The organism is Streptomyces sp. NPDC029138 (genome assembly GCF_055564375.1).
In genome coordinates this window covers 1-16,171 of the sequence record NZ_JBVHWM010000055.1, presented here as the reverse complement: position 1 = coordinate 16,171, position 16,171 = coordinate 1, and the positions used below count along the sequence as shown (strand labels likewise).

General features: G+C 73.4%; 8 protein-coding genes. 4 read left to right on the top strand and 4 right to left on the bottom strand.

Features of this window, described 5'->3' with window-relative positions; all coding sequences use genetic code 11:
- Positions 1–225: 225 nt before the first annotated feature.
- The 3 genes from ACZ4WH_RS31985 to ACZ4WH_RS31975 all read right to left on the bottom strand — a co-directional run bounded on the left by ACZ4WH_RS31985 (position 226) and on the right by ACZ4WH_RS31975 (position 4,749).
- Entirely contained in the window at positions 226–1,797 is a 1,572-nt protein-coding gene (locus ACZ4WH_RS31985; protein ID WP_468187411.1) for an ABC transporter substrate-binding protein, read from the bottom strand.
- A 685-nt stretch (positions 1,798–2,482) separates the two neighbouring features.
- The gene (locus ACZ4WH_RS31980) at positions 2,483–3,322 is read right to left on the bottom strand and encodes an alpha/beta fold hydrolase (RefSeq protein ID WP_468187409.1); all 840 of its coding nucleotides are present in this window, start codon (positions 3,320–3,322) and stop codon (positions 2,483–2,485) included.
- Positions 3,323–3,519: 197 nt separating this feature from the next.
- Complete coding sequence (locus ACZ4WH_RS31975; RefSeq protein ID WP_468187407.1) at positions 3,520–4,749, bottom strand: cytochrome P450 family protein; 1,230 nt, start codon at positions 4,747–4,749, stop codon at positions 3,520–3,522.
- On the opposite strand from ACZ4WH_RS31975, the gene ACZ4WH_RS31970 reads away from it, so the two are divergent.
- Positions 4,748–4,894: a hypothetical protein gene (locus ACZ4WH_RS31970; RefSeq protein WP_468187406.1), complete on the top strand. Its 147-nt coding sequence runs from the start codon at positions 4,748–4,750 to the stop codon at positions 4,892–4,894. The genes ACZ4WH_RS31975 and ACZ4WH_RS31970 overlap by 2 nt on opposite strands.
- Before the next feature lie 31 nt (positions 4,895–4,925).
- Here the strand turns inward: ACZ4WH_RS31970 and ACZ4WH_RS31965 are convergent, their stop codons facing one another.
- Positions 4,926–5,438, bottom strand: a complete 513-nt coding sequence (locus tag ACZ4WH_RS31965; RefSeq protein WP_468187404.1) for a DUF6069 family protein — start codon at positions 5,436–5,438, stop codon at positions 4,926–4,928.
- 327 nt (positions 5,439–5,765) lie between these two features.
- Here ACZ4WH_RS31965 and ACZ4WH_RS31960 point away from each other — a divergent pair, with 327 nt between their 5' ends.
- The 3 genes from ACZ4WH_RS31960 (at position 5,766) to ACZ4WH_RS31950 (ending at position 16,049) form a co-directional block, all read left to right on the top strand.
- Positions 5,766–9,551, top strand: a complete 3,786-nt coding sequence (locus tag ACZ4WH_RS31960) for a Kelch repeat-containing protein (RefSeq protein ID WP_468187402.1) — start codon at positions 5,766–5,768, stop codon at positions 9,549–9,551.
- A 247-nt stretch (positions 9,552–9,798) separates the two neighbouring features.
- A complete protein-coding gene (locus ACZ4WH_RS31955) occupies positions 9,799–11,199 on the top strand; it encodes a CHASE3 domain-containing protein (protein WP_468187400.1) in 1,401 nt (466 codons plus the stop codon).
- A 593-nt stretch (positions 11,200–11,792) separates the two neighbouring features.
- Positions 11,793–16,049 (top strand): carboxypeptidase regulatory-like domain-containing protein, encoded by a 4,257-nt coding sequence (locus tag ACZ4WH_RS31950; RefSeq protein WP_468187398.1) that lies wholly within the window; start codon positions 11,793–11,795, stop codon positions 16,047–16,049.
- Positions 16,050–16,171 lie beyond the last annotated feature (122 nt).

Here is a 16,171-nt window from a genome sequence, read left to right as displayed (position 1 = left end):
TGGACGAGTGGACGGAGGATTCTGGGCGGGTCCCGCTGAGGTGCACGACACGGCCAGTAACTTTTCCACAGCAGTGTACGGCAGGGTTTGGCCTGATTTCCCTTTAGTTCCCTGAGTGGTAGTGGTGGCTGTTCGGGCCGCCGTCGATCCTTTTCGGGATTACTGACGCTTCAATGGTCGAGATCCGTCTTGGCAGGAGCGAATATTCTTATGCGTGGACGCTCCTCAGTCGCGCCAGAGCTCCCAGAGGCGGAACACCGTGGACGTGTCCAGGCAGTACTCCAGGCCGCGTACGTCGTCCCGGGCGACCGCGTACTGCTTGCCCTGCCACACCGGCAGCACGGGCACCTCGTCGGCCACGATGTTCTGAATCCGGCCGAAGTCGTGAGCGGTGGCCGCGCGGTCGCTCTGCGCGGCGGTGCGCGGGATGAGCACGTCGGTGAGGGTGCTGTTCGTGTAGTGATTGCGCAGGACGTTGTCCTGGCCGAAGAACGGGGCGACGAAGTTGTCGGGGTCCGGGTAGTCCGGGACCCAGCCCTTGACGTAGACGCCGTATCTGCCCGCGGCGACGTCCCTCTCGTACTGGCCGAAGGGCACCGAGCGCACGTCGGCGTCGAACAGCCCGCTGGCGTCGAGCTGGGCGGCGATCGTCTTCAGTTCCTGGTCGGTGGCCGGGCCGTACCGCACGGGGGTCGACCACAGAGTCAGCCGCACCTTGTCCGTGATGCCGGCGTTGTGCAGCACCATGGCGGCCTTCGCCCGGGAAGGACGCGCGCCGTAGGCGTCGAAGAAGGCCGTGTTGTGGCCGACCAGACCGTTGGGGACGGCCGAGTACAGCGGGATCGTGGTGCCCTGGTAGACGTCCTGGGCCAGGGCCTCCCGGTCCAGGAGGAAGGCGACGGCCCTGCGCACGGCGAGCTGTCCCGCCACCGGGTCGTCCAGATTGAAGACGAGGTGCTGTATTTCGGCGCTGTCGCCCTCGACGACGTCGACTCCCCGGCCGGAGCGGTGGGCGTTCAGGTCGGTGATGTCGTGTGCGTCCAGACCGCGGTAGGCCACGTCGACACGCTTGTCGAGCAGAGCCTGCTTCAGCGCCTTCTGGTCCCCGTGGAAGAGCCGCAGCGTGACGCCCTGGTTGTGTACCGTGGCGGCGCCCTTGTACTTGTCGTTGACGGAGAGTACGGCCTTTTTGGAGTCGAACGAGTCCAGGCGGTACGGTCCCGAGCCGACCGCCCGGCCGTCCTTGCGCAACTCGTTCGCCGCGTACTGCCGGTGGTCGACGATGGAGCCGGCTGCGGAGGCTATCTTGCTGGGGAACGTGGCGTCCGGGCCCTTGAGGTGGAAGACGACGGTCCTGTCGTCGGGCGTCCGTACGTCCTTGAGCCCTGCGAACATGACCGCCGGGCCGCCGGCGTCGTCGATCCTGCGCACGCGGTCGAAGGAGAACTTGACGTCCTCGGAGGTGAGCGGGTCACCGTTGCTGAACTTCAGGCCCTCCTTCAGGACGCATCGGTAGACCTCGGCCCGGGCGTCGGTGAAGGAACAACTCCGGGCGGCCTCGGGCCGCGGCTGCGTGCCGCCCTTCGGGAAACTCAGCAATGTCTGGAAGACGTTGTCGAACAACAGCCATGAACCGGGGTCGTATCCGGACGCCGGATCGGCGGTCAGGATGTCGTCGGCCGTGCCGACGACCACGTGCGTGCCGCTGCCCGTGTCACCGGCGCCGCATCCGGTCAGCAGACCGCATGCGAGCCCCGTCACGACGGGCAGCACCGACCACTGATTGCGTGTGTTCACAGCAGCTGCCTCTTCTTCGGTGCGATGGAGGAGTCAGTTCCTTCGGTCCCCGGCCGGGCTCCCGCGGCCACGGCCGGCGGGCGGGAGGCGGTGAACCGGTCCGCGGTGCCGGCGACGGCGGGCGCCGGTCTCCTGCCTGTTCGTGCTCGGGTGTCTCCAGGACGTCACGTCGGTGAGCGCGGCGTGCCGGTCCGCCTCGCCGGGGTCTGAGGGCGTCGCCGGTGGACGAGGATCTTCGCGACAGGCTAAGGCGCTCCGTGGGCAGCCGTGACAGTGTCCGTGTCGCGCGGCCCGTTCCGGACGGTGACCGAGCGTGTCGGGGTCGCGCAGCGGGTGACGGGACGTTCGGGGCGGAGAAGGAGCAACAAGGGCGCGTCACTGTGCCAGTGCCGTCACGTGGTGACGGATCGTGAGTGCACGCCGGCCGGGCGGCGGCGCGGCGGGTGGTGACCTCGGCGCTCGCCCGAGGTCAAAAGGGCAGGCGTTGTGCCCGGCGTGCCATCGAGCCGCGAGCGCCGCCGACCGCTTCCGCACCCGGCTGCGGCAAGCGTCGACGCCGGTGCCCGCCGGCCCGACGGCCGGTCAGCGGCCTTCGCCGACTTCGGCGTGTGCCACGAGACCGCCGACGGAACCTCCGGCACGCCGCCTGGCGCCCCGTGACGGCGGCGCCGGCCATCCGCGGCCGTCACAGCGGGCAGATGGTCTCCGCGAGCAGCCGTGGCACTGACAGGAACGGGGAGTGCGCCGATGCCAGCGACTCGACGACCGTCCGGTTCTCGGGGAACGCCCGGTCCGCCTCGCTGATGAACAGGTCCTGGAGGGCAGGCGGGACACACCGGTCCAGGGTGCAGCGGAGATAGGTACGGGGGACGGATCCCCAGCCCTCGGCCGTCAGCCGCGTCGTCTGGGCCGCGAGGCCGACGGGCGCGTCACAGCCCAGCAGCGCGATCGCCGCGTCGGCCAGGGGCTCCGGGACGTCCCCGTAGAACGTCTCCCGGAGAGCGCGCCGCACACCGTCATCGTCGCTGCGTGTGTCGATGCGCAGGGCGCCGATCACCGAGGGGTCACCGGTCAGCAGCGCGGGCACGAGGGAGTCCGCGGACTCGGGGCGCTCCAGGTAGGTGAGCGGGGCCACGTTCGACGCGGGCATGTATCCGCTCACGTACACGAGCCGGGCGACGAGGCCGGGGTTCTCCTGTGCCACGCGCGTGACAACAGGGCCGCCCATGCTGTGTGCCACCAGCGTCACCGGCGTGCCCTGGCCTACTCGCCGTACCTCCTCGGACAGCGTCGCGGCGGCGCGGGCGACGTTGACGTGCGCGACCGGGGAGAACTCCGCGGCGAACGCGCCGGGGTCGAACGGCCTGCGCAGCAGCGCGCCCGGTCGGCTCGCCCGCAGGCCGTGGCCCGGCAGATCCACCGCGAGTGCCGGCCTGCCGAGCGCGGCCAGTTCGACGATCACTTCGTTCCAGCACCAGGCGCCGTGGAAGGCGCCGTGCACCAGCATCAGGGGTCTGTGGGTCATGCGGTTCTCCCGTCCCCAGAGCGCGCGTGTCAGCGGGTCCGGTCACCGATGTCCGGGCACGCTCCCTCCTGGGACTACTCTCCGATCATGGCGTATCGGTCGCATCCGTCATCTGACGGTGCGGATGACGTTTCATCGGCCGCCGGGCGACAGGACGTACCGGCGCCCGGCGTCCCGTGGCGGAGGACGCCGGCCGGTCAGGCGGTCTCGTAGCGCACCGGCAGGCTCAGCAGGCCGCGCATCATGCCCGCCGGTATCCACCGCAGGGACTCCACGGGTGCCGCGAGTTCGAGGCGGGTGAACCGGTCGAGTACGGTGCGCAGCGCGATCTGGATCTCCAGGCGGGCGAGTGGAGCGCCGAGGCAGTGATGGATGCCGTGTCCGAAGGACAGGTGACGGACGGAGGCGCGGGTGATGTCGAGGGCGGCCGGGTCCTCACCGTCCGGCATCGGAGCGTCCCGGCTCGCGGAGGCCAGGGACACGACGACGACGGCGCCGCGCGGAATCGCCACGCCGGCGAGTTCCAGGTCCCGCGCGGCGAAGCGATGGGTCGTCAACTCCACCGAAGTGTCGTACCGGAGCAGTTCCTCCACGGCACCGGGCAGCAGGCCGGGCCGCTCGCGCAGCAGTCGCAGCTGGCCGGGATGGCGCAGCAGGGCCAGGATGCCGTTGCCCAGCAGGTTGACGGTGGTCTCGTGCCCGGCGACGACCAACAGCAGGGCGGTGCCCACGAGTTCCCGCTCCGACAGCCGTCCGTCCTCCTCGTCCCGCGTGGCGACGAGTGCGGACAGAAGGTCGTCCGCCGGCTCCCGGCGCTTGTCCGCGATGAGCCCGCGGAGCAGCTCGTGCAGGTTCGCGACCGCTTCCCGGTGCCCGGGCGTGCCCACCTCCAGCGCCTTGCCGCTCCACGCGCGGAAGTCCGTGCGATGGGCCGCGGGGATTCCGAGCAGTTCCGCGATCACCGTCACCGGCAGGGGAGCCGTGAACGACTCGATCAGGTCGGTTTCCCCGGCCGGGGGCAGAGCGTCGATCAGCTCCTGCGCGATCTGCTCGACGCGCGGGGCGAGTCCGGCCGTTCGCCGCGGGGTGAAGGCGGCGGAGACCAGGCGGCGCAGCCGCGTGTGCTCCGGGGGATCGGCCTCCAGCATCTGGCCGCCGAGCCCGACATCCGGCTGGTTGAGGACGTACTCGGCGGCCGTGAGCGTCTGCGCCGCGGGCGTCGGGTCCTTGAGCAGGGCCGGGTGGGTGAGCGCTGTACGGGCCACGTCGTAGTCGACGACGAGCCAGCCCTCCATCCCCGAAGGGAGCAGGGCGCGGTGTACCGGGCCGAGCGCGCGCAGCCGGGCGTACTCGGCGTGCGCGTCGGCCTTGAACGCGGCGCTCAGCGAAACCCGGTCGTGAGCGTGCCACGCTGTCGAGTCCGTCATGGCGTCAGCCTATGCGGGTCCTCATGGCAAGGCACCCACACATGGACACGGCGCCCGCCGCCTGGTCGTGCCCGGCGGTCACGCGGTGCAGAACACCGGCGTCTCCTTCAACGCCGCGCTGGAGGAGTTCTGGTCCACCGTCTGACCAAAGGGCGGCGGGAACGGGCGCCCGCACCTCACCAGGTCTCGCGGCTCCGGTCCGGCGCGACGCTGTACGCCGTACCGGAGAGCAGGCCGGTGATCGTGCCGCCGATGGCCAGGAAAACGGCGGCGCTGGCGAGTTCGGCGGCGAGGGTGAGGTCCGCCGTGAACGGCAGCAGGGCCAGTGCCACGGTCACCAGACCGGCGATCCAGGCGAAGAAGGCGCGCGGCCGGGCGACGGTCAGCAACAGCAGATGCAACAGCCCGGTGGCCGCGACGGCACCGGCCGCCGCCCACGCGGCCAGGTACCCCGTCGTGGCGTCCCCCCACGCGCCCGCCTCCCCCGGCGCGAACACCGCGATGCCGAGGACACCGCGCACGAACAGCGTCGCCACCACCGCGACCAGGGCGGCGACCACCGCCGTCGCGGCCCCGGTCGCCCACAGCCGGCCGGCCGCGACGGACCGCGGCCCGGCCGGAGTCCGGTAACCGGGCCCGCCGCGCGGGGTGTTGTAGGGAGCGTCGCCGTACGAAGCTGAGCCGGCCATGAGAAACACCTCGGACACGTCGTCGAGTTGACTTGCCGTCACGTCGGCACCGGCTGCCGGCCGACGTGCTGTCAGGCCGGCCGGCGGTCCCGTCGCGCTGCTACCAGCATGCTCCGCTCCCGTCACCGACGCGACCGATGCGGGCCCGCGCCCGCAACGGGCAGGGGATATGCCCGTACGGGCATGTCGGGGTGGACGAACGGGAATACGCCCGGCCGGTGACAGCTTCTTCTTCCCCATCCGTGATCTTCCCGTGTCGAAGAGCGGCGAAGCTGTGCTTCCCAGGGTCCGCACCGGACCACTGAACGCAAGCCGAGAGAGAGCACGTTGCTCATACGCCCAAGCGCCGGGCCACGCCGGCGCAGACGCACGGCCGTCGTCGCCACCGCGCTGACCACCGCCGTCCTGGCCGCCCTCGGGGCCACCGCCCCGGCTCACGCGGGAACCGCCGCGCGGCCCGCGAAACCGTCCACGCAGACCTCACGAGACCACGTACAGCCGCTGTGCGGCCCGCCCAAGCCGCACGAGTTCACCTGTTTCGGGCTGCTCCGCACCGACCTGACGGCCCGCAAGGGCCTGCTCGGAGCCGCCGACGACCCGCAGGGCTTCGGCCCCTCCGACCTGCGCAGTGCCTACGGCCTGCCCGCCGACGGCGGCGCCGGCGCCACCATCGCCGTCGTCGACGCGTACGACAACCCGGACGCCGAGGCCGACCTCGCCGTCTACCGCGCCCAGTACGGCCTGCCGCCCTGCACCACCGCCAACGGCTGCTTCACCAAGACCGACCAGCGCGGCGGTAGCGACTACCCGGAGCCCGACTCCGGCTGGGCCACCGAGATCTCCCTCGACCTGGACATGATCTCCGCGGTCGCACCCAAGGCCCGCATCCTGCTGGTCGAGGCGGACACCGCCACGATCGACGACCTGGGAGCGGCCGTCGACCAGGCGGTCGCGCTCGGCGCGAAGTACGTCTCCAACTCCTACGGCTCCAACTACACGTTCTTCCCGGAGGACCCGGCGGAGTCGGCGGCCGACGTCCACTACGACCACCCGGGCGTCGCCGTCGTCGCCTCCTCCGGCGACTTCGGGTACGGCGTCTCGTACCCGGCCGCCTCCCCGAACGTGACCGCGGTCGGCGGCACCACGCTCACCAAGGACCCGGCCGCCGCGCGCGGCTGGTCGGAGTCGGTGTGGGACCACGACGGCAACGGCGCGGGCTCCGGCTGCTCCCTGTACGAGCCCAAGCCGGCGTTCCAGCGGGACACCGGCTGCCCGGGACGTACCGTCGCCGACGTCTCCGCGGTGGCCGACCCGGACACGGGCGTCGCCGTGTACGACAGCTACGGCGACACCGGCGGCTGGGGCGTGGCCGGCGGCACCAGCGCCTCGGCGCCGATCATCGCGGGCGTGTACGCGAACGCGGGCACCCCGGCGGCGGGCTCCCGGCCCGCCGTCTACCCGTACGCCACCGGCGGCAAGGGTCTGCACGACGTGACCTCCGGATCCAACGGGACCTGCGATCCGGCGTACCTGTGCACCGCCGGCCCGGGCTACGACGGCCCCACCGGCCTCGGCAGCCCCGACGGCCTGACGGCCTTCACCATGGGCCCGCACGGCACGCTGACCGGCACGGTCACGGACTCGGTCTCGGGCGCGGCCGTCGCGGCGGCCGAGGTGACGGCAGGCGCGTACAGCACGACCACCGACGCCCACGGCCGCTACACCCTGCCGCTGCCCGCCGGTGACCACGACGTCCGGGTGACGGCCTACGGGTACGCGCCGGGCACGCTGCCGGGCGTCCACCTCACCGACGGCGGCACCGCGAGCGGGGATCTGAGCCTGCGCAAGCTGGCCACCCACCGGGTCTCCGGCACTGTCACCGACGGCTCGGGGCACGGCTGGCCGCTGCACGCGAAGATCACCGTGGACGGGGTGCCGGGCGCCCCGGTGTGGTCCGACCCGGTCACCGGCGCCTACCGCCTCGACCTGCCCGAGGACCACACCTACACCCTGCGCGTGGTCGGCGACGACAGCGACTACCGGTCCCTGGTCCGCCGGGTGACCGTGGGCGGCGCGGACCAGACCGTGGGCCTCGCCCTCCCCGTCGACACGTGGGCCGCCGACGACCCGGCGTACACCGTGAAGGCGGACACCGTCGACAGCCAGACCTTCGACGCCGCCTCCGGGCCGCCCGCAGGCTGGAGCGTGACCGGTACTCCGGGCTGGACGTTCGACGATCCCGGTGGCCGGGGGAACACCACCGGCGGCTCGGGCGGGTTCGCCGTCGCCGACGCCGACCACGCCGGGGCCCCCCTGGACACCTCTCTGGTCAGCCCCGCCTACGACTTCCGCCGCGCCGGAGACCCGGCACTGAGCTTCGACACCGACTACGAGGGCTCGGCCGAACAGAAGGGCGAGGTGCAGATCAGCACCGACGCCGGCCGCACCTGGACCACGGTGTGGCACCAGGACCAGCTGTGGACGAGCGGGCGGGTGGAGATCCCGCTGACCGACTACGCCGGCGAGGGCGCGGTACGGGTGCGGTTCCACTTCACCGGCCCCGGCCTGTTCTGGGCCGTGGACGACGTCACCATCACCGAACGGGTGGCCACGCCCGTGGCCGGCGGCGTGCTCACCGGCACCGTCACCGACGCGAACACCGGCAAGGGGCTGATCGGCGCCGTCGTCCGCACCGGCGGCGCGAGCGCGGCGACCGTCGCGGCCTCCGGCGACCCGCGCGCGGGCGACGGCTCCTACCGGCTGTTCGTTCCCGGCGGCGGCCGGGCCACCGCCACGGCGGCCAAGCCGTCCTACACCAAGGCCACGCGGACCGTCACCGTGCCCGTGGACCAGGTCACCGAGGCCTCGTTCGTCCTGAAGGCCGGCCGGCTCTCGGTCGGCACGACCCGGATCGACGCGAGCACCGCGCAGGGCGGCCATGCGATGCGGAAGGTGACGGTGCGCAACACCGGAACCGCGCCGCTGACCGTCCGTGTCGGCGAGCGCACCGGCACCGCGCCGGGCTCCCCGGCCCCGGGCACCGCCTGGCGCGCCCTGCCCGACCTGCCCGTCCCCGTGATGGACAACGCGGTCGGCACCTACCAGGGCAGGCTCTACTCCGCCCTCGGCTCCGACGGCCAGGAACCCACCGCCGACCTCTACGTGTACGACCCCGCCACCCACGCCTGGAAGCAGGGACCGTCCGCGCCCGAGCCCCGGCAGGCCACCGCCCACGGCTTCATCGGCAGCCGCCTGTACACCGTGGGCGGCTGGGGTCCCCAGGAGACCGTCAGCCGGACCACGCAGGTCTTCGACGCGGCCACCGGCCGCTGGTCGAAGGGCCCGGACATTCCCCAGGGGCACTACGGAACGGCGAGCGCCGTGCTCGACGGGCGGCTCTACGTCGTCGGCGGCTGCACGAACACCGACTGCTCGGACACCGTGTACGTCTTCGACCCGCGTGCCCGGTCCTGGTCCCGGGTCGCCGACTACCCGCAGACCATCAGCTGGGCCAACTGCGGCGCCGTCGACGGGCGGCTGTACTGCGCGGGCGGCATCCACGACTACATCGAGACCGGCGACGGCTACGTCTACGACCCCGCCTCCGACAGCTGGCAGCCCATCGCCGCCATGCCGGCCGGCCTGGCGACCGGCACCTACGCCGCCGCCAACGGGCAGTTGCTCGTCTCCGGCGGCTTCAAGCGCGTCGGTCCCAACCGTGTCCTCACCGCGGAGGGGTACGCGTACGACCCCGGCAGCGACGCCTGGACAGCGCTCCCGGACGCGCCGAGCGCCGTGTACCGCGGCGGCGGCGCACCCGGCCTGTACCGGGTCGGCGGAAGCGGTGAGGTCCGCTTCCCCGTCCCCGTGTCCACGGCGATCCTCCTGCCCGGCTACGACCGCACCGAGAGCGACGTGCCCTGGCTGGCGGAGACCCCGCACCGCCTGACACTCCGCCCGGGCGGTACGGCGACCATCACGGTGAGCCTCGACGCGCGCCGGCTGGAAGGCACGGGCGACTGGACGGCGTCCCTCGCCCTGGCCACCGACGGCCCGTACTGGGTGCCGGACATCCCGGTCCGCCTGCGGGTCCGGCCCCGGACCGCCTCCTGAGGCCGACATGTGAGTACGGCCGCACCGCCGGGACGCGTCCGTGCGTCCGGTGGTGCGGCCCGCGCGGAGCGTGGACCGGGTTCCGCGTCGGCTTCAGCCCTCGGGGAAGTGACTGGTGCTCACTCAGCGGCGGCACCTGTCGAGATCGTATTGAGTTATGTATTTTGGTGCACTGTCTATCAAAAATAGATACGTTACTTACTGAAAGCGCGCAGCGTTCCCATCCTCTTTCAGCACTGGGCGGAGCATGAGGGTACGACGGTGGTACTCGGACGGGCGACTGGGGCTGACCAGCCTCACGATCGCGGCGAGCGGCTTGCTCGCCCTGCTGATCGGTGTCGCCTTCGCCGTCCTGCTCTGGGCGATCGACGACGCCAACGACTCGACTTCGGCGCGGCGGGCCTCCCGGACCGCCCTGGTCGAGGCGGGAACCATGGAGCAGCTGGTGCTGGACCTGGAGACGGGCCAGCGAGGCTTCGTGATCACCAAGCAGGAGCAGTTCCTCCAGCCGTGGAACGAGGCGCGCAAGGACCTCCCGGCCGAGACGCGACGGTTCACCGAGAGCACCACCTCGGCCCAGCAGCGACGTACCGCCGCGCAGATCGCGCGCGGCGTCCGGTCCTACCTGGACGACTATTCGGTCCCCCTGGTCGACGCGGTCCGGCGGGGTGACCCCGCCGCCTCCGGACTGGCGGAGACGGACGAGGGCAAGCGGCGGGTCGACGCGCTGCGGGCCCAGTTCGACCGGTACATGGCCGGTGAACGCGCGCAGCTCGCGGCGCGCGAGGACGCCGCGGGCGCCAACGGACACCGGGCGGTGGTCGCCGCGGGCCTGGGCCTCGCGGCGTCGACCGCGCTGGTGGCGGCGTTCACGGTGCTCCAGCACCGTGCCGTCGTCCGGCCGGTGCGGGGGGCGGCCGCCGCGGCGCAGCGGCTCGCGGACGGCGACCTCGCCACCCGGATCACGCCCAGCAAGGTGGCGGAGATCGGCGCGCTCGGCACGTCGTTCAACACCATGGCGGCCTCGTTGCAGGACAGCCGCAGACGCGTCATGCAGAGTGTCGAGGAGGTGCACCGGCGTACGGCCCGCGATCTGCACGACGGGGCGCAGCAGCGACTCGTCAGCCTGATGATCGCTCTGCGGCTGGCGCGCGAGATGCTTCCCGGGGAGCAGACCCCCGTGACCGAGCTGCTGGAGGACTCGATCGCCAACGCCCAGACCGCGATCGACGAACTGAGGGAGCTCGCTCGGGGCATCTACCCCTTGACCCTTACCGTGAAGGGGCTGGCGGGAGCGGTGGAGGACCTGGCGTCCCGGTGTCCGATCCCCGCCGTCGTCGAGAACAAGTGCGACCGGCGGTTCGCCTCCGCTGTCGAGTCCAACGCGTACTTCATCGTGGCCGAAGCCGTGACGAACGCGGTCAAACACGCCCAGGCGTCGCACATCGACATCTCCCTGGAACTCGTCGGCGACGTTCTGCGGATACGGGTCGTCGACGACGGTGTCGGCGGTGTGGCCGGGACCGCGGCCGGCAGCGGTCTGACCGGGCTGGCGGACCGCGTGGCCGCCTTCGACGGCACGCTGACCATCGAGTCGCCCCCGGGCGAGGGCACGTCGATCCTGGTGCGCATCCCCGTCACGGCCTGAGGCGGCAGGGCCGGCGCACCCGGGCAGCCGGCCGCGCTCTGTAGCCGTACGGGCACGGGCCGGGGGACGGGTCCGGTCGCCGCGTGTTCGCCGCGGCACCTCGCGGCAGCGCGGAACAAGACGCGAGGGAGGTTCCCGTAAGGGGCTCCGGTCCGCGGGGCCCGCCGCCGGGGGCGTCGCCGACCGGGGGCACGGCTCCCGAACGGAACGGCGGACCACCGTGCTGAGGCTGTCCCCGCACACCGGCACCCCGGCGACCACGTCCTCCGCGGCACCCTCCGGACCGACACCAGCGGCACCGCTGCCGCTGTCGCCGCCGCTGCCCTGGCCCCGGCCCGGCACTGGCCCCTCCGCGCCCTGTTTTCGTCTCCGCCCTGGCACCGTCCCCCTGTCCTCGCCCGATGTGCGCTCGTTCACAGAGGCGTGAATACGACACGGCGTCAAGACGCCAGCTCCGTGGCATTGACCGGTGCGCCCGACCGGGTGATCTTCTGAGCATCGCGGGACGTGTCTCGCCGACAACGATGTCGGGCCTGGCCCCCGCTGCCCGTTGCCCGTCCCTTCCCCGGAGTTGCCCTGTGCGGACACCCCCAGTGGCGCGACCCGTCCCCGGCCGCGCCAGACCCGGCCCTGCTACCGCCCACCCGCCCGTCCGGCCGTGGCGCCGTGCCGTCGGCACCGTCGCGGCGACGCTGCTGGCCGCCCTCGCCGTCCAGCTCCCGTCGCCCGGCGCAGCCGTCGCCGCCTCCTCCGGGGCGGCCAGGCCCGCGACCGAGGCCCTGTGCGGCACTCCGAGGCCGGGACAGTTCGGCTGCTTCGGCGTCCGCCGCACCGACGTCCCCGCGGCGCGGGTCCAGGCCGGGGGTCGGGCGGCACCCGACGGATACGGCCCCGCCGACCTGCGCTCCGCCTACGACCTGCCCGCGGACGGCGGCGCCGGCGCGACCATCGCGATCGTGGACGCGTACGACAACCCCCGCGCCGAACAGGACCTCGCCACCTACCGGGCGCAGTACGGCCTGCCGGCCTGCACCACCGACAACGGCTGCTTCCGCAAGGCGGACCAGCGCGGCGGCACCGAGTACCCCGCCCCCGACGACGGCTGGGCCGGCGAGATATCCCTCGACCTGGACATGGTGTCCGCGGTGGCGCCCAAGGCCCACATCCTGCTCGTCGAGGCCGACAGCGCCTATACGGACGACCTGGGCGGCGCCGTCAACACCGCCGTCGCGCTGGGCGCCCGCTACGTCTCCAACTCCTACGGCTCCTACTCCGAGGACGAGAGCGTCCAGGCGCTCGACAAGGCCTACTTCGACCACCCGGGCACAGCCGTGCTGTTCAGCTCCGGCGACAACGGCTACGGGGTGAGCTACCCGGCCTCCTCGCCGTACGTGACCTCGGTCGGCGGCACCTCGCTCACCCGGAGTCCGGGAACCGCGCGCGGCTGGTCCGAGAAGGTCTGGAACACCGTCACCACCTCCGCCTCGGGCGCACAGCACTGGGGCGCCACCGGCTCGGGCTGCTCCCAGGCCGAGCCCAGGCCCGCCTTCCAGCCGGAGACGGGCTGCACGGGCCGCTCGGTGGCCGACGTCAGCGCGGTCGCCGATCCCGCGACCGGCGTCGCGGTCTACAACAGCTTCTCCGACGCCGGATGGAACGTCTACGGCGGCACCAGCGCGTCCGCGCCGATCATCGCCGGCGTCTACGCCCTGGCCGGCACCCCCGTCGAGGGCACCTACCCCGCCTCCTACCCGTACCAGACGCCGGGCGCGCTCCACGACGTCACCGACGGCGACAACGCCAGCTGCCCCGACGCGGCGCTGTGCGGCTTCGGTACGGCGCCCCGGTGCGATCCCGCGCCCAGCTGCACCGCCGGGCCCGGGTACGACGGCCCGACCGGACTGGGCACGCCCAACGGCCTCGCCGCGTTCCGGCCGGGCCCGCACGGCACCGTCTCCGGCGAGGTCACCGACCGGGCCACCGGGAAACCGGTGCCCGGAGCCGCCGTACGACTGGGCGACTACCACGCCTCGGCCGGCGACGACGGCACCTGGTCGCTCGTCGCCCCGGCGGGCACCTACCGGCTGACCGTGAGCGCCTTCGGCTACGCCGACAAGGACCTCGGCCAGGTCGAGGTCGCCGACGGGGCGCGGGTGAGCGCCGACACCGCGCTGGCCGCCGTACCCACCCAGACCGTCTCCGGCACGGTCCGCGACGGCGGCGGGCACGGCTGGGGCGTGTACGCCCGGCTGACCGTCGACGGCGTGCCCGGCACCGCCTTCACCGACCCGGCCACCGGCCACTACGCGATCCGCCTGCCGCGCGACGCGACGTACACCCTGAAGGCCACCGCCCTGTACCCCGGCTACCGGCCCGCCACCGCCACGGTCGCCCTCGGTGCCACCGCGCGCACCGCCGACCTCTCCCTGCCGCTGACCGACACCGGCACCCTGCCGCCCGGATACGCGGTCACCTACCACGGCGGCGGCCTCCAGCCCTTCGACAAGGCCACGACGCCCGAAGGCTGGAGCGTCGTCAACCACACCGACGCGGGCGGCTGGGAGTTCGGCGACCCCCTCAACCGCGGCAACCAGACCGGCGGCGAGGGCCGCTTCGCGGAGGTCGACGACTACGCCCTCGGCTGGGCTCCGGTCGACACCGAACTGGTCAGTCCCGCCTACGACTTCTCGGCGCTCACGCATCCGAGGCTGGAGTTCGACACCGCGCTGCCGGGCACCTACCGCTTCAGCGACCCCACCGCCGACGTCGACGTGAGCACCGACGGCGGCCACACCTGGGACACCGTCTGGCACACGACCGACGTCGTCAACGGCCCCGCGCACGAGACCGTGGCGCTCACCGCCTGCGCGGGCAAGCCGTCCGTGCGGGTCCGCTTCCACTACAGCGGTTCGCTGACCGGCTTCTGGCAGCTGGACAACGTGGCCCTCGGCACCCGCTCGCTGGACACCGTGCCCGGGGGCCTGCTGACCGGACGGGTGACGGACTCCAACACCGGGACCGGCGTGCTCGGCGCCACCGTGGCCGCCCGTGCCGTACCCGCCGACAGCGGCCGCAGCATCGCCTCGCCCGGCGACCCCGCCGTGGGCGACGGACTGTACTGGGCCTTCTCCTCCCGCACCGGCCGACAGGAGGTCACCGCGGACCTCGCCGGATTCGGCTACCCGGCCGTCACCTCGACGCCGCGGATCAAGGCCGACGCCGTGACCACGGCCGACTTCCGCCTGCGCCCCTCCCTGCTGGAGGCGAAACCCTCCGCCGTCGGCGTCACCGTGCCCTGGGGCGGCCGGAAGACCGTCACCGTGAAGCTGCGCAACACCGGAGGCGCGCCCGCCACCCTCTCCGTCGGGGAACAGAACGTCGCGAGGACCGCGTCCGCGTCGCCTGCCGGGGCGCCACGCAAGCGCACCGCCACCGAGGCCGGGCCGCTGGACATCCCGCGGGCCGCCACCGGAACCACGGCCGCCGGCACGCCCGCCGACCAGGCCTGGAAGCCGGTCACGGACCTGCCCCAGGGGACGAGCGGAGGCATCGCGGCCACCCACGACGGCATCCTGTACGCGGGCCTCGGCCAGATCCCCGACGGCCGACTGACCAACTCCCTGCGCTCCTACGACCCGGCCACGACCGTCTGGACGGACCTCGCCCCCGCCGTCACCAAGCGGTTCGGGGCGGCGGCCGGGTTCATCCGGGGCAAGCTGTACGTGACGGGCGGCAAGGACGCCGCCGGGCGGCCCATCGCGGGCGGGGAGGTCTACGACCCGGCGGCCGACACCTGGTCGGCGATCGCCGACGCGCCCGTCGCCTACGGCAGCCCCGGGGCGGCGGTCGTCGGCGACAAGCTGTACGTGATCGGCGGCTGCGCGCAGTTCTCCTGCGGCAGCGGCGACGTCCAGGTCTACGACCCGGCGACCGACTCCTGGTCGCGCGGCCCCGCCTACCCGACACCGACGTCCTGGACGACGTGCGGCACCGCCGACGGAACCCTGTACTGCGCGGGCGGCGTCTACCAGGCCGACGGCGGCTTCCCGCGGGCGACCGCGGTCGGCTACGCCCTCGACCCCGCCAAGGGCCGCTGGACACCGATCGCCGACCCGCCGGCGGACGTCTGGGGTGCCGCGGGCGCCGCGGCGGGAGGCCGGCTGCTGATGGGCGGCGGCGTGCTGGTCTCGGCGGGCGCCATGACCAACGAGGCCTACTCCTACGACCCGTCCGCCGACGCCTGGACCGCGCTGCCGAACCTCCCGCAGCCGCTGTACGCGGCGGCCTCCGCGCCGGGCTGGTACGTCGTGGGCGGACAGACCCCGGACCGGGCGACCCAGACCGCCGCGCAGGTGCTGCCCGGCTGGGACAAGCCGCACGGCGACGTCCCGTGGCTGAACGGAACGGCCGCCGCGCGGACCGTCGCCCCGGGGCGGACGGTACGCCTGACCGTCACCGCCGACGCCACGGCGATGGGCCCCGGCGACGCGGGCGTCCACCAGGCGCGCCTGGTCGTCGACACCGACGGCCCGTACGGGTCCGTCACCGTTCCGGTCACCCTGACCGTGGTGCCGCCGCACGGCGCGCTCCGGCTCACCGGCACGGTGACCGCCGGCCGGTCGGGCGGCGCGCCGATGCCGCTGGCCGGGGCCACGGTCCGCGTCACGGCCGGCGGCGGAGCGCACACCCTGCGCACCGCGCTCGACGGCCGCTACGAGGTGTGGCTGCCGGACGCGGACCGCGCGGTCGGCCTCACCGTGAGCGCGGAGGGCCACCGGACGGTGCGGCGCACCGTACGGCCGCACGGCGCCGCCGAGTTCACGGCGGACGTCACCCTCGCCCGGCGGTAGCCGGCCCGGGCCGGGGGGGGGGGGGGGGGGGGGGGGGGGGGGGAGGAGGAGGGGGGGGGGGGGGGGGGGGGGGGGGGCAGTAGGGGGGGGGGAAGGGGGGGGGGGGGGGGTTGGTTGTGTGA